At 59.7% G+C, this 26,790-nt stretch carries 20 protein-coding genes; 14 read left to right on the plus strand and 6 right to left on the minus strand.

The window, feature by feature from the left end; all coding sequences use genetic code 11:
• The first annotated feature begins 76 nt into the window (after positions 1-76).
• The 8 genes from HB633_RS13990 (at position 77) to HB633_RS14025 (ending at position 11,375) form a co-directional block, all read left to right on the plus strand.
• The gene (locus HB633_RS13990; RefSeq protein WP_213778689.1) at positions 77-1,591 is read left to right on the plus strand and encodes a mannose-1-phosphate guanylyltransferase/mannose-6-phosphate isomerase; all 1,515 of its coding nucleotides are present in this window, start codon (positions 77-79) and stop codon (positions 1,589-1,591) included.
• 44 nt (positions 1,592-1,635) lie between these two features.
• Complete coding sequence (locus tag HB633_RS13995) at positions 1,636-3,012, plus strand: undecaprenyl-phosphate glucose phosphotransferase (protein ID WP_213778690.1); 1,377 nt, start codon at positions 1,636-1,638, stop codon at positions 3,010-3,012.
• 16 nt (positions 3,013-3,028) lie between these two features.
• Positions 3,029-4,210 carry a polysaccharide biosynthesis/export family protein gene (locus HB633_RS14000; RefSeq protein WP_213778691.1) on the plus strand — a complete coding sequence of 394 codons (1,182 nt, stop codon included), beginning with the start codon at positions 3,029-3,031 and terminating at the stop codon, positions 4,208-4,210.
• A 96-nt stretch (positions 4,211-4,306) separates the two neighbouring features.
• Entirely contained in the window at positions 4,307-6,538 is a 2,232-nt protein-coding gene (locus HB633_RS14005; RefSeq protein ID WP_213778692.1) for a polysaccharide biosynthesis tyrosine autokinase, read from the plus strand.
• Positions 6,539-6,607: 69 nt separating this feature from the next.
• On the plus strand, positions 6,608-7,726 hold the full coding sequence (gmd, locus tag HB633_RS14010) for a GDP-mannose 4,6-dehydratase (protein WP_213778693.1): 1,119 nt from the start codon (positions 6,608-6,610) through the stop codon (positions 7,724-7,726).
• A 7-nt stretch (positions 7,727-7,733) separates the two neighbouring features.
• The gene (locus HB633_RS14015; RefSeq protein ID WP_213778694.1) at positions 7,734-8,690 is read left to right on the plus strand and encodes a GDP-L-fucose synthase; all 957 of its coding nucleotides are present in this window, start codon (positions 7,734-7,736) and stop codon (positions 8,688-8,690) included.
• Positions 8,691-8,747: 57 nt separating this feature from the next.
• Complete coding sequence (locus tag HB633_RS14020) at positions 8,748-9,890, plus strand: glycosyltransferase family 4 protein (protein ID WP_056357739.1); 1,143 nt, start codon at positions 8,748-8,750, stop codon at positions 9,888-9,890.
• Positions 9,891-10,040: 150 nt separating this feature from the next.
• Positions 10,041-11,375, plus strand: coding sequence for a glycosyltransferase WbuB (locus HB633_RS14025; protein ID WP_213778695.1), 1,335 nt, complete (start codon positions 10,041-10,043; stop codon positions 11,373-11,375).
• A gap of 81 nt (positions 11,376-11,456) precedes the next feature.
• Here HB633_RS14025 and HB633_RS14030 read toward each other — a convergent pair whose 3' ends face one another.
• Positions 11,457-11,921, minus strand: coding sequence for a hypothetical protein (locus HB633_RS14030; protein ID WP_213778696.1), 465 nt, complete (start codon positions 11,919-11,921; stop codon positions 11,457-11,459).
• A gap of 250 nt (positions 11,922-12,171) precedes the next feature.
• Here HB633_RS14030 and HB633_RS14035 point away from each other — a divergent pair, with 250 nt between their 5' ends.
• Together HB633_RS14035 and HB633_RS14040 are read left to right on the plus strand one after the other, a co-directional pair.
• A complete protein-coding gene (locus HB633_RS14035; RefSeq protein ID WP_255580933.1) occupies positions 12,172-12,822 on the plus strand; it encodes a DapH/DapD/GlmU-related protein in 651 nt (216 codons plus the stop codon).
• 346 nt (positions 12,823-13,168) lie between these two features.
• Entirely contained in the window at positions 13,169-14,908 is a 1,740-nt protein-coding gene (locus tag HB633_RS14040) for a GMC family oxidoreductase (RefSeq protein WP_213778697.1), read from the plus strand.
• A 162-nt stretch (positions 14,909-15,070) separates the two neighbouring features.
• On the opposite strand, the gene HB633_RS14045 is transcribed toward HB633_RS14040, so the two are convergent.
• Positions 15,071-16,264: a glycosyltransferase gene (locus HB633_RS14045; protein WP_213778698.1), complete on the minus strand. Its 1,194-nt coding sequence runs from the start codon at positions 16,262-16,264 to the stop codon at positions 15,071-15,073.
• Between the two features lie 53 nt (positions 16,265-16,317).
• Complete coding sequence (locus HB633_RS14050) at positions 16,318-17,766, minus strand: hypothetical protein (protein ID WP_213778699.1); 1,449 nt, start codon at positions 17,764-17,766, stop codon at positions 16,318-16,320.
• 655 nt (positions 17,767-18,421) lie between these two features.
• Here HB633_RS14050 and HB633_RS14055 point away from each other — a divergent pair.
• Both HB633_RS14055 and HB633_RS14060 read left to right on the plus strand, forming a co-directional pair.
• Positions 18,422-19,570 carry an acyltransferase gene (locus HB633_RS14055; protein WP_213778700.1) on the plus strand — a complete coding sequence of 383 codons (1,149 nt, stop codon included), beginning with the start codon at positions 18,422-18,424 and terminating at the stop codon, positions 19,568-19,570.
• 169 nt (positions 19,571-19,739) lie between these two features.
• Positions 19,740-20,918, plus strand: coding sequence for an acyltransferase (locus HB633_RS14060; protein ID WP_213778701.1), 1,179 nt, complete (start codon positions 19,740-19,742; stop codon positions 20,916-20,918).
• Positions 20,919-20,923: 5 nt separating this feature from the next.
• Here HB633_RS14060 and HB633_RS14065 read toward each other — a convergent pair whose 3' ends face one another.
• Positions 20,924-22,129 (minus strand): glycosyltransferase, encoded by a 1,206-nt coding sequence (locus HB633_RS14065; RefSeq protein WP_213778702.1) that lies wholly within the window; start codon positions 22,127-22,129, stop codon positions 20,924-20,926.
• Positions 22,130-22,491: 362 nt separating this feature from the next.
• On the opposite strand from HB633_RS14065, the gene HB633_RS14070 reads away from it, so the two are divergent.
• Complete coding sequence (locus HB633_RS14070) at positions 22,492-23,739, plus strand: oligosaccharide flippase family protein (protein WP_346730313.1); 1,248 nt, start codon at positions 22,492-22,494, stop codon at positions 23,737-23,739.
• On the plus strand, positions 23,739-24,818 hold the full coding sequence (locus tag HB633_RS14075) for a glycosyltransferase family 4 protein (protein ID WP_213778704.1): 1,080 nt from the start codon (positions 23,739-23,741) through the stop codon (positions 24,816-24,818). Before HB633_RS14070 ends, HB633_RS14075 begins: the two co-directional genes overlap by 1 nt.
• Positions 24,819-24,883: 65 nt before the next feature.
• Here HB633_RS14075 and HB633_RS14080 read toward each other — a convergent pair whose 3' ends face one another.
• Both HB633_RS14080 and HB633_RS14085 read right to left on the minus strand, forming a co-directional pair.
• Positions 24,884-25,030 carry an oxalate:formate antiporter gene (locus HB633_RS14080; RefSeq protein ID WP_213778705.1) on the minus strand — a complete coding sequence of 49 codons (147 nt, stop codon included), beginning with the start codon at positions 25,028-25,030 and terminating at the stop codon, positions 24,884-24,886.
• A gap of 29 nt (positions 25,031-25,059) precedes the next feature.
• A complete protein-coding gene (locus tag HB633_RS14085; protein WP_213778706.1) occupies positions 25,060-26,457 on the minus strand; it encodes an OFA family MFS transporter in 1,398 nt (465 codons plus the stop codon).
• Positions 26,458-26,790: the final 333 nt, after the last annotated feature.

Here is a 26,790-nt window from a genome sequence, read left to right on the forward strand (position 1 = left end):
TCATCGGTGCAGCGAGCGCAAACCATATTGCGTCGCTTCACCCGGGGAAGACGTTCAAGAATATAGGATTACTAAAATGAACACGAAGGTGAGGCAGGACGAAGGAGACGTAGTCACGGGCGCAAAAGGTTTGTCGACCGACTGCCGGCGTCTCGTTCAGGTGGTGCTGGCCGGCGGTTCGGGCACACGTCTGTGGCCCGTATCGCGCGAAAACTTTCCGAAGCAACTCATTGGCGTCGTGGGCGCCGAATCCTTGTTGCAAGCAACCGTTTTGCGCATGAAGGGTTTTCCCCCTGCATGGGATGTTGCAGCGGAGCCGGTGATCGTTTGCGGTGAAGACCATCGCTTTGCTACGGCCGAGCAGATCCGCGACAGCGGCGTGAGCGCGCGCATCGTGGTGGAACCCGCGCGCCGCGATACAGCGCCCGCACTGACGCTTGCAGCGCTCGCCGCTTGCGCCGACGGCCAGGACGCAATCCTCGTCGCCATGCCTGCAGATCACGCGATCGCGGATGTTCCCGCGCTCCATGCCGCCATCGATACAGCCGCGCGTCACGCGCAGGCCGGCGAGATCGCCACGCTCGGCATTCCGCCGACGCGGCCGGACACCGGTTTCGGCTACATCCGCCTGGGCGAGGCGCTCGATGACGGCGCGCATCGGATCGACCGTTTTGTCGAAAAGCCGGCCGCTGAACTCGCCGCTCAATACGTCGCGTCCGGTAATTTTTGGTGGAACAGCGGCATCTTCATCGTGCGTGCATCGGTATGGCTTGCCGCTCTGGAAAAGCTCCAGCCGGAGATGTACGCGGCGTGTGTCTTGTCGCACGAACAAGCGAATAACACTGACGAATACTTGCGTCCATGTGCTGCTTCGTTTCAGAAATCGCCATCTGACTCCATCGACTACGCAGTGATGGAGCATCTGGGCAAGCCCGATTCGCCGTTCATGGGCGTGGTCGTGCCGCTTCAGGCCGGCTGGTCCGATCTGGGTTCATGGGATGCGGTCTGGGATGCGATGGACAAGGACGATGAAGGCAACGCGTCAAGCGGCCGGGTGTTGTTCGAAGGATCGACCGCGAGTTACGCGCGTTCGGAAGGCGGCAGGCTGGTCGCGTGCGTGGGGACGAACAACCTGATCGTGATCGAGACCGACGACGCTGTTCTTGTGGCTGACCGTTCACGCGTTCAGGACATCAAGGGCCTCGTGTCGCGGATCAAGCGCGAGAAGGCGCCCGAAGCTGATACACACCGAAAGGTTCGCCGTCCCTGGGGTTCCTACGATTCCATCGACCATGGCGAGCGTTTCCAGGTCAAGCGCATCGTGGTGAATCCGGGTGCGCGCCTGTCGCTGCAAATGCATCACCACCGCGCGGAACATTGGGTCGTTGTCAGCGGCACGGCCCTCGTGACGCGCGGAGAAGAAGAGTTTCTGCTGAGCGAAAACGAATCGACCTACATCCCGCTCGGTGTGCGTCACCGCCTGGAAAACCCGGGTCGCGTGCCGCTTGAAATCATTGAAGTGCAGTCAGGGACCTACCTCGGCGAAGACGACATCGTCAGATTTGACGACAAGTATGGCCGGTGCAGCTAATTAACCGTCAAGCGAAAGATTTGAGCGGTTCGGGGAGAATAAAAATGCGCGGAATGACCAACCTGCTGGCGAGACTGTTCGACGTCGCGATGATCGTGGCGGGCGCGCTCGTGGCGTCGCAAATCCGTTTCGACGATGTATCGCAGCGTAGCTTTTATCTGGCGTTCGTGGCCTTCGCGGCGGCGTTTTCGCTTGCCGTGTTTCCCGCGCTCGGTGTCTACGAGTCGTGGCGCGGCCGCTCGAAAAGCGCGCTCGCCGGACAGGTCGCGCTGAGCTGGCTCATCGTGCAGGCTTGCGCGATGGTGCTGATGTTCTCGCTTCATCGTATCGACTTCGTGTCGCGTCTCTGGTTCGCCTACTGGACCGGAATGGCAGGCGCGGGAATGATCGCGGGCCGCATGGTGACGCATACGGTGCTCGGCCGGGTACGCAACGCAGGCCTGAATCTGAAGCAGGTGGCGGTTGCGGGTTGCGGCGATCATTGCGACGAGATCGTGCGCAAGATCGATCTGGCGCCTGCAGCGGGATTCCGTGCGACGGCTGCCTACAACGTGCAAGCGGGCGCGAAGATGAATACCCGCGTGCCGGTCTTCGAAGATCACGAAGCGTTTGCCAATTATGTCCGCACGCAGAACGTGGGCGAAGTGTGGCTCGCGCTGCCGCTGACCGAAGAACGCACGATCCTCAAGCTCGTCGATGAATTCCGCAACGACCTGATCAATATCCGTTTCATGCCGGATGTGCGCACGCTTTCGCTCTTCGAAGGCAGCGTGACGAACCTGCTTGGCGTACCGACCATCAACCTTGCGGCGTCGCCGTTGCCGCCGAACGCGCTGCTGCAAAAAGAGATTTTCGACCGCGTATTCGCAGCGGCCGCATTGATTGCCGTGTCGCCGGTCATGATTGCCTGCGCGCTTGCCGTGAAGCTCACCTCGCGCGGTCCGGTGTTTTTCAAGCAGCGCAGAAAGGGCGCCGACGGCCGCGTCTTCAGCATCTATAAATTTCGCTCCATGCGCATGCACGTGGAGAAGGAAGGTGAATTGCGGCAGGCCACGCGCAACGATCCGCGCATCACCCGTGTCGGTGCGTTCCTGCGCCGCACGAGCCTCGACGAGTTGCCGCAATTCTTCAACGTGCTGCGCGGCGACATGTCGGTGGTGGGACCGCGTCCGCATGCACTCGAGCATGACGATCTTTATCAGAAAGTCGTATCGGGTTACATCCATCGGTACCGGATCAAGCCGGGCATTACCGGCTGGGCCCAGGTCAACGGGTTTCGCGGCGAGACTGATCGCATCGAAAAAATGGAGGGACGCGTCGCACACGATTTGTACTACTTGGGTAACTGGTCGTTCGGACTTGATATGAAAATTATCTTTGCGACGATCTTCAAAGGTTTGCGCCACACCAACGCTTATTGAAGCAGGGGACGACAACATGAACAGCCAACAAATATCCGGTGCCACGGCGCCGAACAAGAACAGCCATGCCGTGCCTGGAACGCGTGTGGCCCTTTCCCTCGCGATCGCTGCAATGCTCTCAGCATGCTCGCTGGCTCCGGGCCAGCACATGATCGAGCCGGCTGCGTTGCCTGTTACGAGTGCCGACAACGGCGACGTGACCAGCGACATCCAGATCCCGATCAAGCAGATCGACTTGACGCTGATCCGCCAGATTCGCGCGGAACAGAAGAGCATGGACAAGACGGCGAGCCAGCTCGGTCTGTTCGCCAAGGCGACCGGATACAAGCTTGGACCGGGCGACGTGCTGCAGATCACGGTATGGGATCACCCTGAACTCGCAGCAGCAGTCGGCCAGCCGGCGCAGAACACGAAGACGTCGGACGCAGCGCCTGGCTTCGTGGTGGATAGCGAAGGCAACGTGCAGTTCCCGTACGTGAACCGTGCGATCCACGCATCCGGCAAGACCGCTGAGCAGATCCAGCGCGAAATCTATAGCGAACTGAGCAAGGTGTTCGTGAAGCCGCAGGTCACGGTTCGAGTGGCTTCGTTCCGCTCATCGCAGGTTTATGTGGATGGCGATGTGCGTGCACCTGGCGCACAGACCGTCAATGACATTCCGATGACGCTCACCGAAGCGGTCAACCGCGCGGGTGGTTTCGCACCGACGGCCGATCAAAGCCGGGTGACGATCACGCGCAACGGCACGGCTTACCCGGTCAACGTCGCGCAGATGATGAAGCAGGGCAAAAACCCCGCCGACATCATGCTGCAACCGGGCGACATGCTGCATGTGGACGCACGCGAAGACAACACGGTCTATGTGATGGGCGAAGTCAACAAGCCGGCGCCGGTTCCGCCGTTGCGCGACGGCACGCTCACGCTTGCCGAGGCGCTTGCGCAAGCGGGTCAGCTCAATCAGGAAACGTCGAACCCGAAGCAGCTGTTCGTGCTTCGCTCGACCGCCGGCGACACGCCGGTGATTTATCGCCTGGATGCGCGCTCGCCGGTTTCCATGCTGCTTGCCAACCAGTTCCCGCTGGAATCGAAGGACATTGTCTATGTCGATAACAGCGGCCTGGTCCGCGCAAACCGCGTGCTGAACTTGTTCCTGCCGGCAATCAACGCGGGCCTGACTGCCGCGATCGTTACCAAGTAGTTATTGAAGCTGTGTCCGGCGCCGTCCTTTTTTAAAAGGCGCCGGCGCGTTTCGTCTGATCGTCTGATCGTCTGATCGTTTGAGTGAGCGACAAAAATGGCCATCAATTTTGAAAACCGCTATGCGGATGTAGTGTCGACAGGGGACGAGCTACGCTTGTCCGACTACCTGGCGGCCATCTTGGGGAGCTGGCGGATCATCGTTATGGTCACGCTCGCAGTCCTCCTTCTCGGCACTGCCTATGCGTTCATTGCGCCGCCGGTGTATCGCGCCGACGCGATGATCCAGGTCACCGAAAGCAACGCGGGCAATAACAACAATAACAATGCGAACGCGGTGCAAACCGTGTCGCAAATGTTCGATGCGAAGTCGACGACCGCTGCCGAAATCGAGCTGCTGCGCTCACGGCTCGTGGTTGAAGATACGGTCAACAAGCTGCATCTGGATATCACGGCGCGTCCGCGTTATTTCCCGATCGTCGGCGGCCTGATCGGCGACATTCTCGGCGCACGCAATGGCCAGGCGCCGGTGAGCTGGCTGTCGGGCTTTGCGTGGGGCAACGAAAGCATTTCGGTGCCGAAGTTCGATACGCCGAAAGAAGCCTACGACAAGACATACATCCTGACGGCAGGCGTTGGCGGCAGCTACGTCCTTAGCGATCCTGACGGCATTGCAATCCTGAACGGCAAGGTCGGTCAGGAAGCAAACGGTTCGAGCGCACTCGGTCCTGTGAATCTGCTCGTTGAACAGATGAACGGTGAACCGGGCGCGAAGTTCGAACTTTCGCGTGCATCGACGCTTGGCACGGTGGACGCCTTGCAAAAGCGCCTCACGGTGGCGGAAACGACGCTGCAGTCGGGAATCATCGCGTTGAGCCTCGAAGGCCATGACGCGAAGCTGACCTCGCAGATCGTGAACAACATCGCGCGCCGCTTCGTTCAGCAGGATATGGACACGCGTTCCGCCGAGGCCGGCAAGACGCTCGCGTTCCTCGAGCAACAGCTTCCGGAACTGCGTACGCAACTGGACCAGGCCGAGCAAAAGTACAACACCTTCCGTAACAAGCAGGGCACGGTCGATCTCGGCGAAGAAAGCCGCTTGCTGCTCCAGCAAGTCGTCGATAACAAGACGAAGCTGATGGACCTGCAACAGCAACGCGCCGAACTTTCGCAACGCTTCACGGCGAACCATCCGTCGGTCGCCGCGCTCGATGCGCAGATCGGTGCACTGCAAGCCGCGCAAGGTTCGTTGACCAAGAATGTCTCCGTGCTGCCCGATACCGAGCAGACCGCGCTGCGTCTCTTGCGTGATGTCCGCGTGAACACCGAGCTCTACACGAACCTCTTGAACAGCGCGCAGCAATTGCGCGTCGCCAAGGCGGGTCAGGTGGGCAACGTGCGTGTGGTCGATTTCGCCGAAGCTGCTGACGATCCTGTCCGTCCGAAGCGCCTGATCGTGATCCTGATCAGCCTGGGCACCGGCCTGGTGCTTGGCATCATCGTGGCGTTCATTCGCAAGTCGCTGTTCGGCGGCGTGGAGCGTCCGGAAGAAATCGAGAACCGTCTTGGCGTGCGTGTGTTCGCCATTGTTCCGCGCAGCAACCAGCAGCTTCGTCTGCAGCAGAAGGTGGGTTCGCGTAGTCAGGGCCTGCACGTGCTTGCCGCGACATCGCCGGAAGACGCCGCAGTAGAAGGCATTCGCGGACTGCGTACCTCGCTGCAACTGCAGATGGCCGACGCACGCAACAACGTGGTCATGCTGACGGGTTCGCGTCCGGATGCCGGCAAGTCGTTCCTTTCGGTCAACCTGGCGACGCTGGTGGCATCGACACGCAAACGCGTGCTGCTGATCGACGGCGACATGCGCCGTGGCGACGTTCACTCGCATTTCGGCGTGCGCCATATGCCGGGTCTGTCCGATGTGCTGATGGGTTCGGATATCGAAGCGGCTCTTCTGCACGACGTGCTGCCGGGCGTGGATTTGCTGACCAAGGGTTCGTTGCCCTCGCATCCGTCGGAATTGCTGATGAGCGATCGCATGCATGAAGTGCTGGAATTCCTCAAGCACAAGTACGACCTCGTGATCATCGATACCCCGCCGGTACTCGCCGTCACCGACGCCACCGTGATCGGCAAGCATGCTGGCACGAGCCTGCTGGTGGTGCGCCATGGCCGCAACCAGGTTGAAGAAATCGGAGAAACCATGAAGCGCCTGCAGCACGGTGGCGTGAACATGAAGGGCGTGCTTCTCACCGACGTGCCGCAATCGAAGCTGATGTCGGGCAGTTCCTATACCAACTACTACGGCTACGAGAGCATCCCTGAGTGATGCCCTGGACACGATGACGCCGCGGCGCGCGGGACGCGCCACTTTCACGAGAAAGACGAGAGGCACAAGATGAAACACAAGGTCGCTTTGATTACCGGCGTTACGGGACAGGACGGGTCCTATCTGGCCCAGTTGTTGTTGGAAAAAGGCTATGAGGTGCACGGCATCAAGCGTCGTAGCTCGCTCTTCAACACGGATCGCATCGACCATCTTTACAGCGATCCGCACGAGGACGGCCCGAAGCTGGTGTTGCACCACGGGGACCTGACGGATACGTCGAGCATCATGCACATCGTGCAGCGCACCGAGCCGGACGAGATCTACAACCTGGGCGCGCAGAGTCACGTGCAGGTGTCGTTCGAAGAGCCCGAATACACGGCGAATGCCGATGGCCTCGGCGCATTGCGCATCCTCGAAGCCGTCCGCATTCTTGGCATGGAAAAGAAGGCGCGGTTCTATCAAGCATCGACGTCGGAACTGTATGGCCTCGTGCAGGAATCGCCGCAACGCGAAACCACGCCTTTTTATCCGCGCAGCCCGTATGCAGCAGCGAAGCTCTATGCGTACTGGATGACGGTGAATTACCGCGAAGCGTATGGCATGTACGCATGCAACGGGATCTTGTTCAATCACGAGTCGCCGGTGCGCGGCGAGACGTTCGTCACGCGCAAGATCACGCGCGCCATGGCGCGTATCGCGGTCGGCATGCAGGAAAACATGTATCTCGGCAATCTGTCGGCGCTGCGCGACTGGGGTCATGCGCGCGACTACGTCGAGATGCAATGGCTGATGCTGCAGCAGGACAAGCCGGAAGACTTCGTGATTGCAACGGGCGAGCAGCACAGCGTGCGTGAGTTCGTGGTGCAGGCAGCGGCCGAGCTCGGCGTGCATCTGCGTTTCGAAGGCAAGGGCGTGGACGAAGTCGGGATCGTGGATCGGGTTGAAGGACGCGAAACCAAACTCGTCAAGGGCGATGTGATCGTCCGTGTCGACCCGCGTTATTTCCGTCCCACTGAAGTTGAAACCCTGCTTGGCGACCCTTCGAAGGCGCACGCAAAACTAGGCTGGCGTCCCACGACGACTTTCTCCGCGCTCGTCAAGGAGATGGTCCGGTCGGATTACCAGATCGCACGCCGTGACGCCCTCGTCACGATGGCCGGATTCAAAGCCCTTGAACATCACGAGTAAAAACATCATGGACAAAAACGCACGCATTTTTGTAGCGGGTCATCGGGGCATGGTGGGGTCCGCGCTGGTGCGCCGGCTCACCGACGCGGGGTATCGGAACATCATCACGCGCACGCGTTCGCAGCTCGACCTGACGGATCAGGTCGGGGTGAACATGTTCTTCGAGAAAGAGAGCATCGACGTGGTGATGCTCGCGGCCGCGAAGGTCGGCGGCATTCTCGCGAACTCGACGCTGCCGGCATCGTTCATCTATGAAAACCTGACGATCGAAACCAACGTGATCCACGCGGCATGCCGCTGGAATGTTTCGAAACTGGTGTTCTTTGGTTCGTCTTGTATCTATCCGAAGGCGTGTCCGCAGCCGATCAAGGAAGAGTACCTTCTGACCTCGGCGCTGGAACCGACCAACGAGGCGTATGCCATCGCGAAGATCGCGGGGTTGAAGCTTTGCGAGGCTTATAACCGTCAGTACGGTTGCAAGTTCATCTCGCTGATGCCGACCAACCTCTACGGTCCGAACGACAACTACGATCTGAAGAGCAGCCATGTTTTGCCGGCCCTGATCCGCAAGGCGCACGAAGCCAAGCTGAATGGCGAAAGCACGTTGACGGTATGGGGATCGGGCACGCCGCGCCGTGAATTCCTGCACGTGGACGACCTTGCGGGCGCCTCCGTCTTCCTGATGGAAAGCGCACATGACGAAGGCGTGTTCAACGTGGGCGTGGGCGAAGACTTGTCCATCCGCGAGTTGGCGGAAACGGTCTGCCGCGTTGTCGGCTTCGAAGGTGAGCTCGTGTTCGACGCGTCCAAACCGGACGGCACGATGAGAAAGCTGCTTGACGTATCCAAGCTTGGCAACATGGGATGGCTTGCATCGACGGGGCTCGAGCAGGGCATTCGCGCGACCTATCAGGACTTCTTGCAGCACTACGAGACGCTGAGCCAGCAACCGGCTCACGCATGAGGCCGGCGGTGCCTCATACCTCGTGAAGTACACGCTACCAATAGGGATAACTAGAACATGAACGCAACGGTCACCATTTTCCATAATGTCGTCTGGTCGCGGCACAAAGGGGCTGTTTTGTCCGCGCTGCACAACATTTCAGGCTCGGGCTCGATCAAGTATTCGATGGTGCAGATCGCCGATACCGAGCATGACCGTGTCGGCTTTTCGGATGTGGATTATTCGTTCCATAGCTATCCGATGCGCAAGCTCTACAACGGTTGTTATGAAGACGTGCCGACCTGGCGCATGACGGCGCGCCTCACGTGGGAAGTGCTGAAAGCAAAGACGGATCTGGTCGTGCTGCCGGGTTATCACCGCCCCGAATACTGGGCGATGATGGCCGCGTGCATCCTGACCGGCAAGCGTCGCGCCGTGTTCTGCGATTCCACGGGACGCGACCGGCCACGCAAGATGCTCACATCGATTCCGAAGCGCGTGTTCTTCTCGCTATGCGATGGTTATTTTGGCTTCGGCGAACGCAGCCGTGAATACCTGATGTCGCTCGGCGCGAAGCAGGAGAAGATTTTCATTCCCTGTCAGGCTGCGGCGCTACCGCGCTCATTTTCGCCTGAGCGCGCACTGTCGGACCGGATGCATTACCGCGCGGGATCGAAGCCTGTGTTTGTTTACGTAGGACGCTTGTCGCCGGAGAAGGGCATTGGCACGTTGATCGACGCATTCCGTGGTTTGAAAGAACGTATTCCCGATGCCTCGCTGCGCATTGTCGGCACCGGACCAATGGGCGACGAGCTCAAGGCCAAGGTGACGGACATGGGCCTCGCTGATTCGATTACGTTCCTCGGCAGCCTGCAGGACGAGCCGCTTTCGATCGAGTACTTTAGCGCGACCTGCATGGTGTTGCCGAGCATGAGCGAGCCGTGGGGCCTGGTGGTCAACGAGGCGTTGAGTCACGGCTGTCCGTCGGTGGTGAGCGAGAGCTGCGGGTGTGTGCCGGAGCTGGTGATCGACGGTGTATCGGGTTACGCGTTTCCGGCCGGCGACGTGCCTGCCCTGCAACGCACGATGCTCAAGTCCATCGAAGCATTTGCCGATACCGCCGGTTCGGCCAAGCGTTGCATGGACGTGATTCAGCGTTTCGACCCGCCTTCCGCGGCCGCAAACATTGCAAGGGGCTGCGCGATGATGCTCAGCGACTGACTGCGCCAACCGCTTCCGGTTTCGATCCAACAACCAAGAGAGCCACGCATGGTCGCCCCGGCGCTTACGCGCCGGGGCGAGTCCCGTGAGTGATGTCTGGCATAAATCCGTTTCGCCGGCGCGCGTTAGTCCGGCGGAAGTGGAGGCAAGATGAGAATCCTAATCTACGGGCTGAATTACGCGCCCGAGTTGACGGGTACGGGCAAGTACACCGCCGAGATGGCGGAGACGCTGCAGCAGCACGGCCATGAAGTTCGTGTGGTGTGCGCGCCTCCGTATTATCCGGAATGGAAAGTTGCCAAAGGTTATTCGGCATGGCGCAACGCGTGTGAAACGCGCAATCACGTGCGGATCTGGCGTGCGCCGTTGTGGGTGCCTGCACATCCGAGCGGTTTGAAACGCATGGTTCATCTTGCATCGTTTGCAATGGCCTCGCTGCCTGCGCTCATGAAGCAGACGTGGTGGCGCCCCGACGTGGTGATGACCATCGCGCCGACCATGCTCAACGCGCCTGCGGCATTGATGCTCGCGAAAATGACGGGCGCGTCTTCGTGGCTGCATATTCAGGATTTCGAAGTAGATGCAGCATTCGATCTGGGTCTGCTCAAGAGTGAACGTGCAGGGCGTATCGCGCGTTTCATGGAGCGTGCAATCCTCTGTCGCTTCGACATGGTGTCGACGATTTCCGACAAGATGATCGAACGCGCGATGACGAAGGGCGTGTTGCCGTCCCGGATGTTCCGCCTGCCCAACTGGGTCGACATCAGCGCAATCTATCCGTTGCAGCGCGTGAACAAGTTTCGCGACGAACTCGCGATTCCGGAGAGCGCGAAAGTCGTTCTGTATTCCGGCAACATGGGATCGAAGCAGGGTATAGAAGTGCTTGCGGGTGCGGCGCACGCGCTCGCCAAACGCGAAGACATCACGTTTGTTTTTTGCGGCAATGGCGCGACCAAAGCCGATCTTCAAAAATCTTGCGAACATCTAAGCAATTGCAGGTTCATTCCGCTGCAGCCGGTCGAGCGCCTGAACGAACTGCTCAATCTCGCCGATATCCACGTGCTTCCGCAACGCGGTGACGCCGCTGATCTCGTGATGCCGTCCAAGCTCACAGGCATGTTTGCGAGCGGCCGTGTGGTGATCGCGATGGCGCGTCCGGGAACAGAGCTGCACAACGTGGTTTCATCGCGTGGGGTGGTCGTTCCGCCGGAGAATGTCGACGCGTTGGCGGCCGCCATAGAAGCGCTGGTGGCCAACCCGGAGCAACGTGCGGCGCTCGGAGCCGAGGGACGTGTGTTCGCGGAATTGCATCTGTCGCCGGCGTGGGTGCTGGGACGGCTCGATGACAAGCTGCGCATGCTCAGAGGAGAACGCGCCGGTCTGCGGACGGTGGAGCGCAAGGACGCAAAGGCGGGAAATCCGGCCGCTGCCTCGCCGAAGGCCAAGGCTGCGGTGAAACTCGTGGAGATCGAGAAGATCGATTGAAGCGAGGTAGAAGCGCAAGTTTGATTTGCAAGCCGCCCGATGCACTTGTGCCGGGCGGTTTTCTTTTGCGCGGGCTCGACTTCAATACGGCGACTTGTAGATTTCCAATGGCTTTTTCGCGACCTTCACGCCGTTCGCGCCATACACGGACTGCGCGGCGGTATCGGGCGTGGCAACGAGCTTGCCGTTCGCATTCTGCACTCGCGCGCCGCGTTTCATCACGACCGTCCCAGGCTTGACGAACGATGCGTTGGTCTGTGCCGGGTCCGCGTTGTTGTTCATCATGGTCTCGGCCGACGTGGTGGCGGTGGCCGCCTTGGCGCCATTCTTCGCGCCCTTGCCATTGGCGTTCGGCGCTTGGCCGTAGGGATCGGCGTAGCCGGCATACGAGGATGGGCCGCCCAGGAGCTTGTCTTCGGCAGCGTAGTCACGCGTGCCGGCATCGCCCGCGGCGGCATGTGCGGATGGCAACGCAGACCACGCTGCACCAGCAACAAGCATGGTCAGTACGCGATGTAACGCAAGCCGGCGAATAGATGATTTCATGACGCACTCCGATCTTTCTCTCAATATGAGGATTGATTGTTATCCCAAACTTGCTGCGCTGTCGAGCGGCTGGCACCCCTTGTTTCAAGGTAGCAAATCTTTCGCATCCGGGTCATGCAGATGCCGCCAAAAGTCTTTCCCTTGCGGCCATTAGTGGGCTGGCACACCAGAACAATCAGACGCATCGACCATAATCGTTTCATGCGGTGCTGCAATGCATTCGCCGCTACGGGCTCGGGGGCCGGCTAACATGCACAGAACAATCGACGAACATTGCATTGAAGAAGATGTCGCTCAGGATATCGTTCAGGAAGGCGCTCGCCATACCGCTGCGAATACGCAGGGCAACGACGTCCATGTGATCGACCTGAGTCTTGCTGGCAAAGGCAACTACGTAGCGAAACGCGGCACGTTCATCGAACTCGTGTGGTTCTTCCTCGAGGCCGCGATCATCAACAACAAGTTCATACCGGTGTCCGGCTTAAGGGTCTGGCTGCTGCGCCGCTTTGGCGCGCGCATTGGCTCCGGTTGCCGCATGCCGCATCCTATCCGCGTGAAGGCGCCCTGGAATCTGGAAGTGGGCGACAACTGCTGGTTTGGTGTGAACGCATGGATCTACAACCAGACATCGATTCGCATTGGCTCGAATGTCTGCATCTCACAAGACGCATTTCTCACCACCGGTTCACACGATCTCGCGACGAACATGGATTTGCATGTCAAGCCGATCGTGATCGAAGACGGTGTGTGGATTACATCGAAATGCGTCGTACAAATGGGCGTGACCATCGGCCGCTCGACAGTGGTGACGCCGCTGTCGGTGGTGCATCGGTCACTGGAAGCAGAGGGTGTATATGGCGGCAATCCGGTACGGTTTATCAGGAAGCGTTTCACCGCCTGAGCCGAAACGGGGCCGTATTAAAGCATGGAGTTTTTCGCATGTGCCGCGCGCGACAGACCAGCGCGCTTTGGCCGCATGCGCCTTTATCTTGGCGGGTAACGCCGCGCGGGTGCAACGACTATTACACGCAGGCTGGGCTGGAATGTTCTCCTGACCGCACGTGGACTGGCCGGACTCGCGTAGTGTTTCGTTAGATGAAAGATGGACGGGTTCTGTCCAGGCGCCGGCGGCGCAGCGAACCGCGCGACGCGCCACGGCAGCGAAGCGTTTCTATAACGGGTGGCGACAGCGGATAAGCCTGCAGCACGATTAGGCGAACTGCTGCACACGAGAGGGAGCACGGGGAATGTTCATTGACAGCCGAAATGTAGAGCAGAACGCCGTAGTGAAGACGACCGTCTGCATCATCGGGGCAGGGGTCGCGGGGATTACGCTCGCGCTCGAAATGGATAAGCAAGGAATCGATACCGTCCTCCTGGAGAGTGGCGGTTACAAGCCGGACGATGCCACGCGCGATTTGTATCGCGGTGAGAACGTCGGCATTCCTTATACGTATGCCGACGGCAGCCGCAGCCGTTTTCTCGGCGGCAGCAGCAATTGCTGGGGCGGCTGGTGCCGTCCGCTCGATTCGTGGGACTTCGAAAAACGCGATTGGGTCAACGACAGCGGCTGGCCTTTCGGACTCGACGAACTGCGTCCGTACTATGCCCGCACGCATGCGCTGCTCAAGCTTGGCGAAAATAATTTCGATCCGGCGTATTGGGAAGCGGCTATTGGCCGGGACGACGTGAAGCGCCATCCGCTACCCAGCGGCACGGTGCGCGACACGATCTCGCAGTTCAGCCCACCGGTGCGTTTTGGCAAGGTGTACAAGGCTGTGCTCGGCGAGTCGTCGCATGTGCGGGTGTTCCTCAACGCGAACGCGATGAACATTGCCACGGAAAGCGAAGCCAAGCACGTTACGCAGATCGACGTAGGTACTTTGAGCGGCCGGCGATTTTCTGTCTCCGCCAAGATCTTCATTCTGGCGACGGGCGGTATCGAGAATGCGCGGTTGCTGCTTGCCTCGAACAAGGTGCAGGCGGAAGGCCTGGGTAACGGCAACGACATTGTCGGCCGGTACTTCATGGACCATCCGCGCACCATGACGGGCAGCATCAAGTTCAAAAAACCGTGGGCGCGCAACAAGCTCTACGACATCAAGTATCACTATCAAAATGCATCGGTATCGGCGCACGGACAGTTCATCTCGTCGCAATTCGCGCTGACGCAAAAGGTGCTCGAGCGTGAGCGTCTGCTCAATGCGCGCGTGTGGTTCTACTCGATGTTCCGTGGCGAAAACACGGAAGGCGCCGAGGCGCTGATCCGATGCAAGCAGGCCGTGCTGCAAAAGGATCAGCCGGGATGGAGTGTTTCGCAGGACCTGCTGACCATGGCGATGCATCCTGTGGACACCGCGTGTTTCGGTCTTGCGCGATTGTTGCAGCCGCGTCCGCTCATTACCGACGTCAAGTTTCAGACGATCGTTGAAGCCGAACCGAACCGCAATAGCCGTGTAACGTTGTCGTCGCAGAAAGATGCGCTCGGCATGAATCGCGTGAAGGTGGACTGGCAACTGACCGAGCTGGTCAAGCGCACGTTCGATCGCACCGTCACGCTGCTCGCGGAAGAAATGCAGCGCACGGGCGTGGCCGATGTCCAGCTCGACGAGCCGCTGGAAGGCAAGCCGTGGCCGGCGCAACTGGAAGGCACGTGGCATCACATGGGCACGACCCGCATGCACGATTCGCCGAAGCAAGGCGTGGTCGATCGCAATTGCCAGGTGCACGGCATGAGCAACTTGTTTATAGCGGGCAGTTCCGTATTTCCCACGGTCGGGGCGAATTTCCCGACCATCACGATTGCAGCAATGACCTTGCGGCTGTCGGAACATATTCTGAAGGCGTTGCGGGGTGAGGTTTCGCCACTGGCATCGGTGACATCGATTGGAGCCGGCGTCGAGCGCCGCGTATCTGAAGAGCCGATGTCATACGCTGCGTCGAAGCTGCATGCGCCTTCGGATCTTGCCTTCATGGCGAAGAAGTAGGGCGGCTTGTTTATCGGACAGGTTTGGTTGTTTCTCCGATATTCGTAGCCGATTTAAGGAACCCGCCGATGGAGACATCGGCGGGTTTTCTTTTGCTGGCGGGGGTATTTGTTGCGATGGGGGTTGGTGCCGGGTTCTTGCGCCCCGACAACCGTTAAGGCTCTATGCGGTCTGCACGCGTTTGTGCATGGTCTTTGCGCCTTCGCGCGCGCCTGCCTGCAATACGCGCAGCAAATCCTTCGACATTGCGTCGACGGTGAACCGGCGGTGGAACGTATCTTTTGCCTGGGCGCGCATCGCGGCGGCCAGCGATGGTTCGAGTTCCAACCATCGCGTGAGACTCGATACCGTGCCTTCCACTGTGTCGGCTGCAACGAAACCCGCGCCGTCTGTTTCCACTTCGCGCCAGATGTTGACCTTGTCGGAGATGAGTGCCGGCAAGCCACAGCCCAGCGCCTCAGCCACTGCAATGCCAAAGTTCTCCTGATGCGAAGGCAAAACGAATGCATCGCTTGCCTGGAATGCGCCCCACTTCATGTCACCAAGCAGCATGCCAGTCCAGGTGATTCGATCCGCCACGCCAAGCTCAGTCGCGAGCTTTTGCAACGCCGGTGTCCAGTCGCCACCGTCCGGGCCGGCCATCACCAGATGCGCCCGTGGATCGATATCGCGGATCCGCGCGAATGCCTTGATCAGCAGATCGCAACCCTTCTTCTCATGGATGCGCCCAAGGAACAGCAAGAGGCGCTTGCCATCCAGTTCGGGATACGCGGCAAGGAACGCATCGCGTACCGATGCCGATGCGACCGGCGGCGGGTTGGTGCCGAACGCCACGACTTCTTCATTCGCCTTGTACAAACGGAACGATTGCCGCGCGAGCATGCGTTCTTCTTCGGCGGTGAACAGCACGCGCCGTGCATCGCGCAAAACGCGATATTCCGCCCACGGCCAATAGAGCGCCTTCTTCAAATGCTTCAGCGGATAAGTGCGCTTGAACCACGGGTCCAGCATGCCGTGCGGGAACACGTAGTACGGCACCTGCATGGCATGCAGCGCTTTCCATGCGCCGTAGCTGTGGTATTGCCACAAGCCGTTGATGATGACGGCATCGAAGCGGGCGGCGTTCTGCTTGAGCCACGGCACGAGGTTCGGCGTCAGGCCGTAGTTGCCCTTCGATGGACCCAGCGCGTGCACGGTCAGCGGAAACGCGGCGAGCCAGGGCGCAGCGGGGTCATCGAGTGTGACGACTTCCACTTCGTGACCCAGCGCCGCCATGTTGATGCCGCTTTGACGCACGCCTTCGGTCGGGCCTCCCGCACGCGGGTCGATAGTCGATAACAGATGCAGGATCTTCATTGCCAGGCGCGCTCGATGATGAATCGTATCAATTGATAAAAGCCGCCTGCGCCCTATGCCGACGTGAAGCGCGACAGCGCATCACGATTCTCTTCAAGCGCGGACACGTGGCCCGTCGGGTGCATCGGCATGGACACGGGAGTGCCCGCCGGTGCAGGCGCGGGCGTTCCGGGACGACGTTTCTTCGGCATGCCGCGTGCCGCGGCGAGTTCGGCGTTGCGAACCTTCATTGCGTACGAAAGGCGCGTGTAGGTCGCAACGAGCAAGCCGAGAGCGACGCCAAACACAAGACCCGAATAACGCGGACCGAGCGGATTGCCGCCAATCGACGTTGCTGGCAACGCGGCGAGCAACAACAGCGAGCGTCCCATGACCGGCAGGTAGAGCAGGTCGGGCGCGCGCCGGCGCCATACACGATATGCAAAGCCGCCCATCGCCAGCGCGAAGAGGATCGCAAGCGGCATCCAGAGGCCGAACATCAGGCCGCCGGCAAATAGTTGATACACCCAGAAATTGTGGCCCGCCGCAAACTCGCGGATCGCGTAAAAGTCCTTCTTGGAGAACTGGCCGGCAAGGTAGGGCAGGTAGTCCGGCGAGTAGTGATAGACCGCGCCGTAGCCTCTCCCCGCGATCAGCGCCGAGGGTGTCGACGTGACCTGGTCGTACTGGTCCTTCATCTCGGCCAGGCGGGTGATCGTGGTCGGGTCGCGGCCGGAAGTCGTCTCTTTCGAGGCGAAGATGCGCTGCGTCCAGTGATCGGCGACTTCGGGGAAGAACATGGCGGCACCGGCCGTCATCACGCCGATCAACACCCCGGTCATGATGGCGCGCATGCCTGCCCGGACCAGATGGCGCGGCGAAGGCGCCGACAGCCACGTAGCAAACAGAAACAGCACGACGGTGCCCACCAGCAAGCTGCGCGTGACGCTCAGCAATTCGATCAGGATCGTGCCGAGGAAGATCGCGAGCGTGAATTTCGTAATGCGTTTTGCGACCACGAACTGGTGCAGGATGACGCCTTGCAAACCAAGAAACGTCACCGATACGATCCGGTAGCGCACGTCGTCGAGCGGACCGCCGCTCGTCACCATGCCGTACACGAAACTGAAAACGAGCGAGATGACCATCGACCAGAAGATCGCTTTTTCGAAGGCCGCAAGACGGTCGCCTTCCCATGGCCGGCATGCGGCGAGATAGCCGAGCAGGAACAAGCCGAAGGGCAGCAAGGTACGCAGATAGTTGCCGAAGTCGTTGCCTTGCAGGAGCTGCGCAACAATGCTGCCGACCACCGTCATGATGGTCGCTGCAGTGATGATCGAGCGGAACCTGGAACGGCGTGTGAAGCTCGGCGCGATCAGCCAGAGCACCACGCCCGCGCCTATCACCGGCAGCGTCATGAGCACCTGTATCACGTGGCTGCCTGCGTCTTCCGCGGCCTTGTAGTCCAGCGAAAGCGGGATTAAAAACAGCCAGATCCACAAGTTCGTATATTTGTTGCGCATGGCGGGTCTCTCTTCGACTCTCAGTTTTTGAGGCTTCGCTTCAAGGCGCGGCTGATGAATTCGGGCTTGGGCGTGCAAAGCGGATTTGTTGGCCAAGCATGCGGCAACCGATGGGTTCCTTCCGTTGCATGTATCGCATAGCGTCTTCGAAACCGCGGGAAGAATGTCACATGGGTGCGCGAACGAACATTCGTTTTCATCGCTGTGAACTGTTCCCGCACGTCACTTTCGCTCAATGCAAGCCGATGGCCGAAACTGCTCGCTGGAATATAGCAGTGGCCGAATCGGCTGCATCGGGACAGGCGGTTAAGCACTAATCTTCGTCGTGAATCAACGGAGCGCGGTATGTGCACCGCCGCACGCAGGTCGCTGAACCAGCGCCTTTCCTTGGCCTTTCAACGGCGCGCACATTTGCGCAATGCAATGTCCGTCGGATGCCTTGCGAAACCCTTGCGTGCGGCGCGCCGCATTGGCTGTCCGTCAACGGCGTGATGTTGGCGGATGAAACCGGACCGGTGAGGAGAATATTCAGGGACCGCCAGATCGATTGGTTCGTCGGGCGGTTTTGCCTGCGAATTGAACAGATAAGTCAGGAAATAACTACCGAGCATCAGGTCGGAAATGCGGAGCGAACGCCGCAGCAAAGGGGATCACCATGGGCTTGTTCGGCACACCACGTACACAACAAACATCGAACAGGACGATCGAGCTCGACTTCGTCCGCGGCATCGCGATCATCGCCGTGATGGGCTTTCACTTTCACTCTGTCAAGACCGGCTACTGGTTCATCAGCGCGATTGAATACCCGCTGAAGAGTTTTGGCCGCGAGGGCGTCAATCTGTTTTTCACGCTCAGCGGTTTTCTCGTTGGCGGCCTTTTGCTCAAGCAATATTCCGAGCACGGACGCATTGACGCGTGGCGCTTCATCATTCGACGAATCTTCAAGATCTGGCCCGCGTATTACGTGCTGATCCTGTTTCATCTGTTCGCCGGACGTCACCCCACGGACACGTTCCTGTTCCAGAACCTGACCCACTTGCAGAACTATCTGGGCACGTCGATCAGCCAGACCTGGAGTCTGGCCGTCGAAGAACATTTCTACCTGTTCCTGCCCGCGCTGCTGCTTGTTTTCGTACGGTTCAAGGTAGGCGTGAACGCGATCATCGGGACGTTGCTGTCCATTTGCGGCATCGTGCTCCTGGCGCGTTGCGCGGTGGTATCGAATGGAGATGTTGACGCCGCGTTCTTCCAGACGCAGTACCGCATAGACAGCTTGCTGTTCGGCGTGATCCTCGCCGCGTTCTACTGGATGAAGCCGGACGTCTACAAGAAATTCGCCGATAAAAAATGGCTGCTGCTCAGCATGGTGGCCGTGCTGATTGCGTGGCTCGTGCTGGGAACGACGCACATTGCCCTCGATGAAAGCATCGGTTTCACGATTCAGGCGATCGGTTTCACCGCTGCCATTGTGCTTGCGATCGAATATTCGAAGGGCATTCGCGACTCGCTGCTTTATCGTGGCGTGGCGTGGATCGGCGTGTATTCGTATGGCATCTATCTCTGGCATTCGTTGGCGCTTGCACCGGCCGACATCCTCATCCGCAAAACCGCCGCAATGCACGTGCCGCCGCTTGCCGCGTGGTTCATCGTACTGGCGGCGCAGTTCTGCATTGCGATCGTGATCGGTTACGTGACCACGCGCGCGGTCGAGTTCCCGTTCCTCAAGATCCGGGATGCACTGTTCCCGGCCAAGCAACGCAAGGGCGAAATGGAAGTGCCGGTGGTGAGCACTCACGTGTCCTGAGCGTGTCGACTGAAACCGCGCAGCAAGCATTGGCGCAACGCGGTTTCCTCTCCTCTTTCCGATAGTCCGAACAGCCCGGGCAACACGCCCGAGCCGTGTCAACTTGTGGCGCGATGCCGACCATGGAAGCACTTCATTACTGTTGCGCGAAAGCCGCGAGGACACACCTATGACCGCGCACGCTCGCATTGCCGCGCTCGATGCAGGCCGCTCGCTTGCCGTGATTGGCGTGATTGCCGTTCATCTTGCGCCATGGATGGTGACGAGTCCGGTATGGCTCGATACGCTCGCCAATCTCGGGCAATACGGCGTGCAGTGTTTTTTCGTGATCAGCGCAATCACAATTTTTGCATCGATAGAACATGATGCCGAACGTCTCGGGGCCACACGCGAAGTGCTGCGTAACTTCTATGTGAAGCGTATTGCTCGCATTGCGCCGCTTTATTACCTCGCGATCTTCGGTTATACGAGCATCGAATTCGTGCTGCATTTCGCGCACAGTCATATACAGACACCGCACGATCTCTCCGATGTCTTCCTGAACATGCTTTTCCTGCATGCATGGTTTCCATCGGCGACGGATAGCGTGGTTCCGGGTGGCTGGTCCATCGGCGTGGAGATGTTCTTTTACATGGTCGCACCGGCGCTCGTGTTCGTGTGCCGGACAATGCGCGGCCTGGTCATGGTGTCGCTGCTGACCGCGCTTTTTGCGCTCGCGTGCTGGTACTTCGGCGCATGCGACGGGGGTCCCGCGTGCCGTGTGGTGAACAACGAGTTCTTCTATTTTTGGCCGCCGATGCAACTGCCGTGTTTCATCGTTGGATTCTGGGTCTGGCGGCTTGGAAGGGACTATCTCGTTGGCGACAACAGACTCTCTTCACGTGCTTGCGTGAGGCTTGCGGCAGGCGGGATCGCCGCGTTGATTGCATTGTTCTTCGCCGGCACAGGCCGCGGCATGGCGCATGGAGTGGCGCCTACCTTTGCCGCGCTCGCAACTGCCGCGTTGATGCTGTTGTTGACGCGTGTTCCGCTGAAGCTTTTGAAAGCGCCGGCATCGGTGATGCTCGGGAAATACAGCTTCGGCATCTATGTATGGCATTTCATCGCGATACTCGGCGTGCGCGCCGTTGTCAGGCTCGACGCCGTGGATGACTTCGCCGAAGACCATGCGGTCCTGGTTTTCGCGGTATCGATGATCGCGGCCACGGCCTTGGCGTTCATTGGCGCGAAGATTACATTACGACGCGTCGAAGAGCCGTGTGCACGATGGGTCCGCGAATGGCTGGGCCGCGACCCGGCGCGCGCGCCCGCAAGAAGTATTGCAGTGGACGGCACCGAGGGCGTTTGAGTTGCTCAGACGATGGCTTGCCTGAGCGTCTGCTTGAATTCGCTCAGCGTGTTGCGTTCGAGCAGATGTGGCGCGCGAACCGCCGCTTGCGTGCGCGTTTCAAACACTTGATCGAGCGCCCGGTTGATCGATGTAACTGACAGATCCTGCACCACCGGCCCCAGCTCGCCCGTACGACAAAACCAGCCGATCAATCCATCCGCCGTCGCGATCACCGGCTTGCCGAAACGGTACGCCTGCACGAGCACGCCGCTCATGCCGTAATGGCCTTTGTAGCCGAGCCACACGACGTCGCAGGCGGAAAACAAATCGAGCTCTTCTTCAGCGGTGACGAAACGATCGATGAAAACCGGCGCCGGAGACAACGCGCTTGCTCGCGAAAAGAATGCGCGGATTTCTTCGTCCTGAGCGCCCGCAACCACGAGCGTCGGCTTGTCCGCATCTTTTCTCTCGGCCAATGCGGCGGCGAGTTCCTGAATGCCCTTGCGCTCGGTGATCGCGCCATACACGAGCACGTGCTTGCCCGCGCCCAGGCCCAGTCGCTGACGTGCGATGGCGGGTTCGGTCGCCCGGGCATCGGGGAACGGATCGGCGAGATACTGCACGGCCGCACCGCGCTTCGCCTGATACCGGTCGCGCTGGCCAGGCGTTCCCGCGCACCATTCGGTGAGCGTCGGATCGATGGTCAACAGGGTTTTCAGCCCCCGCGTTTGGATCGCGCGCCGGAAGAGCTGCGCTTTGACGCCGTTCAACATCGGTTCGCGCGGCGCTCTTACGCCGACCTTCGCGTGATGAAAATTGGCGCGCATCGTGATGCCGACCCACGGCGTCGCGCCAAACGGCGAACCGGTGAAGGGCAGCGAGTAAAAGAAATAATCGATGTAAGGCACCACCACGAGCGAGACCTTGCGGCCCTGGCTGGCAATGCTGAAAGCGTGTTTGAAATCGCGGAAAAAACGCACGTAACTGACCTTCGCGAAACCTTTCCTGCTATGCACGAGCGGCGCCACGAACTGGATCTGAAGCTCGGGCCGGTTCTCTTGTGCAATGCGTTTGCTGAGCGAATGTTCCGCGTTTGCGGGGTCGGTCACGATCACGCACCGGTATCCAGCCTCCCCGTAAGCCGCTGCGGCCCACTCGGCATATCTCCACCGATGCCCGGTGAAATTCGGTTCGATAATCAGAACGGTATCCCGCGTGTCATTGGCCATGGTCTATTTTTATCGAAATCGTACAAAAGGTCGTGTTGTTCGGGCGGTAAGACGCAGAACGCCGGCGTAATCGCGCACAACATGTAGTCAAGACGCCAGGGTATCGGCGAATAACGGCAACACTAGCACTGCAGCAAGTTTTGGAAGCGCCAAAACGTAGGGTATTCCTCTGGCGAAAAAAGACAGTGAGCCAGCGTACACGAGGGCCGATATCGACTACGAGATGGCGCACAACACATTGCGTGGCACGTTACCTTTGCGGGAAACCCTGGGCAAACATCGCTAATGAAAAGTCAAGTCCGGCCGGCAATCCATTTGTCGTGCTCTAAATACAAAAAACCGACCCGACGCGAGGAATGTCTGTGAGAGCAGTTCGCTTACCATTTTCAACCGCGAGCGTGCGTTTCGACCAGGACGCCGCCATCTGGGTCCTGCTGCAGCAAATCGTCGTGCGCGGGTTCGTTGCGGTCAAATTCCTGGCGATCGGGCGCATTCTCGGGCCCGCCGCCATCGGCAGTGTCAGCGTGGCGCTGCTCGCGGTCGCAATTGCCGAAGCGCTCAGCGACACCGGCCTGGCACAAGCCGTCGTGCAGGGCCGCGAGACGCCCAATCGCGCGCAGCTCGGCGCGGTCTGGACCACGCTGGCATCGCGCGGGGCTTTGATTGCCGTATTGATTGCTTGCGCCGCGCCGTTCATGGATCAGCAATTTCATCTCGGCGGATCGCTGCTGTTGCTGCAGATGGCGGCGTTGCTGCCGCTGATTCGCGGTGTGGCGTCGCCGGCGTATTACATCGTCACGCGCGAACGCGGCTTCATGCGCATTGCGGGCGTGGAGATGTCGTCGGCATTTCTCGATTGCGCGATCGGCCTGGCGTTTGCGCTCGGCGGCGCGGGCGCTTATTCGGTATTGCTCGGCATGCTGGCAGGCGAAACGCTGAAGACCGTGTTGACGTGGACCACGATGGGGCCGCGTCCGCCGCTGCGTGCGTCCTGGAAGGGCATTGGCCATTACGTGAACTTCAGCCGATGGATCTGGGCCGGCAGCGTGGTCAATCTGCTGCTGAATCAGTTCGACAAGGTGATCGTCGCGAAGCTGCTCGGGCCGGCACAACTCGGCGCGTATCAAATGTCGTCGAAGCTTGCGCAAATGCTGCTTGCTGACGCGGCGATCGCGATGTCGCAATATCTTTTCCCGACGTTTTCGGCGCATCATCGCAAGGACGCGGACTTTGCCGCGCGCTTGTTCCGCCGTTATCTTGGACTCATTGCGGGAGGACTCGTGGTGCTGGTCGTGATCCTGCGCTTTGCCGCCGAACCGCTCTTCCAGATCGTGCTGGGAACCGCGTGGTTGCCTGCCGTGCCGCTGTTCCGCATCTTCGTGGTGAACATGGCGATTGGCGCCGTGATCGCCGTGCTGGTGTCTTATCTGCGCGCGGTCGGCTTGCCGAAGGTCGCGACGCACGCATCGATCATCCAGGCCGTGGTGCTGCTCGCCACGGTGCCGGTCGCCACGCACATGTGGGGCGTGACGGGCATTGCCTGGGCCATGACCGGCGGCCTCGCGGCCGCGGCCGGTTGGATGCTGTTCCGAATCGTCAGGGAGGCGTGATGCGCATCCTTCATCTTGTACTCGCACCGCGTCTTTCGGGCGCCGAAGTGCTGGCCAAGGATCTGGCGATTCATCAGCAGAACAGTGGTGAAACGGTTGGCATGACTTCGCTCAGGCCGCAGCACGACGACTTCGTCGAACTGCGCCGCGAACTCGATATGAACCGTGTCGAGTGCATGTTCCCGGCTGCATCGCACGGAACGTTCGGCAAGTTGTGGCATTTGTACCATTCGGTTAATCACTACAAGCCGGACGTGGTCTTTGCGCACGCGACCATCCCCGCGTTTTATGCGCGCGCGTTGCCCATAGCCGCGCCCGTGGTGTACGTGATGCACTCCGCAACCAATGACTTCGAGCGCGGATTGTTCAGGCGTATCGAACGGGTGTTGTCGCGGCGGGCGCGCGCGGTGATTGCGGTATCGCCGGCGAATATAGATGACTACGTGGCAGCCGTCGGCCGGCATCCTTCGATGCAACTCATCCCGAACGGCGTCGACATGGCGCGCTTCTCGAAAGGCCTGACCGCAAATCCCGCCGATGACCACGCGCAGATCGTGCAGATCGGCCGATACACATCGGTGAAAAATCAGTTGCAGACGGTGCATGCCTTCAAGGAGGTGGTGAAGGTCGTGCCGCATGCGCGGTTGCTGCTGGTGGGCGTGATCGAAGACCCCGCGTATTTCACGGCGGTGAACGATCTCGTGGCGAAGCTCGGGATCGAGCGGCATGTCACGGTGGAAGGGCCGCGCTCGGATGTATCGGATATCTTGTTCAGGGCCAGCGTATTCGCCATGCCTTCGCGTTCCGAGGGGCACAGCATTGCGTTCCTTGAGGCGCTGGCTTCAGGCGTGCCCATTGTCGCGAGCCAGATCCGGCCATTCAGCTTCGCGGAAGATTTCCCGGCTGTGCATCTGCTCGATCCGGAAGACACCGCGAGTTATGCGCGGGCGTTGGTGACGGCGCTGGGCGAAGGACGGGCGCAAAGGCCGCTAGGCGGGCTTACGCTTGCTGACACCGCCGAGAGGTATCTTGCCGTGGCAAGAGAGGTTACGAACGGGATGGCGGGGGCGGTGGCTTGAGGTGAAATGAAGTCTCAAAGAAAAACGCCGGCTCTAAGCCGGCGTTTTCCGTTCTACCTACAAGATCAATGAAACAGCTTCGTCGCCTGCACGAGCGTGTTGATCACGCCCCACGCCAGCGGCACGATCACATAGATCCAAAAAACTCCAAGCAACGCCTTGTTCGTCGGTACGGCATTCGACGAAAGATTCTGATCGATACGAGTGTTCATTGCGTTCTCCGGTTTATGGTTGGTCTGGCTTATTCCGACGCAAGCGCCGAAGCACTCATGTGATGTTTCGCGTTCACCTGCTTCACGAGGAAATTGCAGATGAAGCCAAGCACCAGCAGCCCCGCCATGATGTGCAGCGTGGTCGTGTAGGCCTGCGCCTTTTCCACGCCATGCGCCACCTGATACGCGCGAATGTAGTTCACCAGCACCGGCCCCGCGATACCCGCAGCCGCCCACGCCGTCAGCAGCCGTCCGTGAATGCCGCCAACGAACTTCGTGCCGAAGATATCGGCGAGATACGCCGGAACGGTCGCGAAACCGCCGCCGTACATCGAGAGAATGACGCAGTAGGAAAGCACGAAGAGCGCAACATTTCCGCTCTGCGCAAATTGCGGTACGAGCCAGTACAGCACGGCGCCCAGCGCGAAGAACACGAAGTAGGTGTTTTTGCGGCCAAGCCAGTCCGATCCCGATGCCCACACGAACCGTCCGCCCATGTTGAAGAGCGACAGCAAGCCGACAAACCCCGCAGCCGCACCAGCAGTAATGGTCGCCTTGAAGCTCTCCTGGATCATCACCGACGCTTGTCCCAGCACGCCGATACCCGCCGTCACGTTGAGGAACAGCACGAGCCAGATCAGATAGAACTGTGGCGTCTTCAACGCCTGATCGATATGCACGTGATTGCGCGTGATCATCTTGTTGCCGTTGTCGGCAGGCGGCGTCCAGCCGGCGGGAATCCAGTTCGCGGGCGGCACGCGAATGGCGAGCGCGCCTATCGACATGGAGATGAAATAAACGATACCCAGCACCACGAAGGTCTCGGTCACGCCGTTGCTCGTCGCGCTCTTGAAGTGATTCATCAAGGCGACCGATGCGGGCGCGGCGATCATCGCGCCACCGCCGAAGCCCATGATCGCCATGCCGGTCGCCATGCCGCGGCGGTCCGGGAACCATCGGATCAGCGTTGAAACCGGCGACACATAACCCAGCCCGAGCCCGATTCCGCCAATCACGCCATAGCCGAGATAGACCAGGACGATCTGATGCAAATGGATGCCCAGCGCTGCGACCAGGAAGCCGCCGCCGAAGCAGCACGCCGCCGTGAACATCGTGCGGCGCGGGCCGACTTTCTCCAGCCACTTGCCGGCAAATGCCGCCGACAAACCCAGGAACACGATGGCCAGCGAAAAGATCCAGCCGAGCGTGGTCAGCGACCAGTCATCGGGCGCCGACTCGGTGATGCCGATCACGCGGGTGAGCGGCGCGTTGAAAACAGAAAATGCATACGCCTGGCCGATACACAAATGCACGGCGAGCGCCGCGGGTGGCACCATCCACCGGGAGAATCCGGGTTTTGCGACGGTGGCTTCTTTAGAAAAAAATCCTGGTGATGGGTGAATCGCGCTATCTGAGCGGGTGCTCATTGTGGTCTCCAGACTTGGTTTATTGCGCTGTTTATCGTTTGCTTTTTTTATTGCATGTCTTATCCGGCATTTCGGCTGAGTTGCCGGAATGCCGCTTCGATCGCCGTAGTGCGGTGAAAGAGGAAAAGGACAAGAAAAGCGAAGAAAATAGGCTTCCGATCTTCATAATTTGCACGCGTTGAAGCGTTGCTGCCACGATAGTTAAGCCATCGAATCAATGCAATAGGATATGTTCAGACATAAGTGTTTGTACTAATAAGGCAACCCCTGCATTCGGATGTTTTTACGGCACCGGCTAAACAAAACTTTAGGGTTAATTGCGAGGAGCCGGTA

Source organism: Caballeronia sp. dw_276, assembly GCF_018449635.1.
In the GTDB taxonomy this organism is placed as follows: Bacteria; Pseudomonadota; Gammaproteobacteria; order Burkholderiales; family Burkholderiaceae; genus Caballeronia.

Bases quoted from the DNA above. Each gene is read 5' to 3' on its own strand.
- HB633_RS13990 (WP_213778689.1), top strand. From the start codon at position 77: ATGAACACGAAGGTGAGGCAGGACGAAGGAGACGTAGTCACGGGCGCA.
- HB633_RS13995 (WP_213778690.1), top strand. From the start codon at position 1,636: ATGCGCGGAATGACCAACCTGCTGGCGAGACTGTTCGACGTCGCGATG.
- HB633_RS14000 (WP_213778691.1), top strand. From the start codon at position 3,029: ATGAACAGCCAACAAATATCCGGTGCCACGGCGCCGAACAAGAACAGC.
- HB633_RS14005 (WP_213778692.1), top strand. From the start codon at position 4,307: ATGGCCATCAATTTTGAAAACCGCTATGCGGATGTAGTGTCGACAGGG.
- gmd (WP_213778693.1), top strand. From the start codon at position 6,608: ATGAAACACAAGGTCGCTTTGATTACCGGCGTTACGGGACAGGACGGG.
- HB633_RS14015 (WP_213778694.1), top strand. From the start codon at position 7,734: ATGGACAAAAACGCACGCATTTTTGTAGCGGGTCATCGGGGCATGGTG.
- HB633_RS14020 (WP_056357739.1), top strand. From the start codon at position 8,748: ATGAACGCAACGGTCACCATTTTCCATAATGTCGTCTGGTCGCGGCAC.
- HB633_RS14025 (WP_213778695.1), top strand. From the start codon at position 10,041: ATGAGAATCCTAATCTACGGGCTGAATTACGCGCCCGAGTTGACGGGT.
- HB633_RS14030 (WP_213778696.1), bottom strand. From the start codon at position 11,921: ATGAAATCATCTATTCGCCGGCTTGCGTTACATCGCGTACTGACCATG.
- HB633_RS14035 (WP_255580933.1), top strand. From the start codon at position 12,172: ATGCACAGAACAATCGACGAACATTGCATTGAAGAAGATGTCGCTCAG.
- HB633_RS14040 (WP_213778697.1), top strand. From the start codon at position 13,169: ATGTTCATTGACAGCCGAAATGTAGAGCAGAACGCCGTAGTGAAGACG.
- HB633_RS14045 (WP_213778698.1), bottom strand. From the start codon at position 16,264: ATGAAGATCCTGCATCTGTTATCGACTATCGACCCGCGTGCGGGAGGC.
- HB633_RS14050 (WP_213778699.1), bottom strand. From the start codon at position 17,766: ATGCGCAACAAATATACGAACTTGTGGATCTGGCTGTTTTTAATCCCG.
- HB633_RS14055 (WP_213778700.1), top strand. From the start codon at position 18,422: ATGGGCTTGTTCGGCACACCACGTACACAACAAACATCGAACAGGACG.
- HB633_RS14060 (WP_213778701.1), top strand. From the start codon at position 19,740: ATGACCGCGCACGCTCGCATTGCCGCGCTCGATGCAGGCCGCTCGCTT.
- HB633_RS14065 (WP_213778702.1), bottom strand. From the start codon at position 22,129: ATGGCCAATGACACGCGGGATACCGTTCTGATTATCGAACCGAATTTC.
- HB633_RS14075 (WP_213778704.1), top strand. From the start codon at position 23,739: ATGCGCATCCTTCATCTTGTACTCGCACCGCGTCTTTCGGGCGCCGAA.
- HB633_RS14080 (WP_213778705.1), bottom strand. From the start codon at position 25,030: ATGAACACTCGTATCGATCAGAATCTTTCGTCGAATGCCGTACCGACG.
- HB633_RS14085 (WP_213778706.1), bottom strand. From the start codon at position 26,457: ATGAGCACCCGCTCAGATAGCGCGATTCACCCATCACCAGGATTTTTT.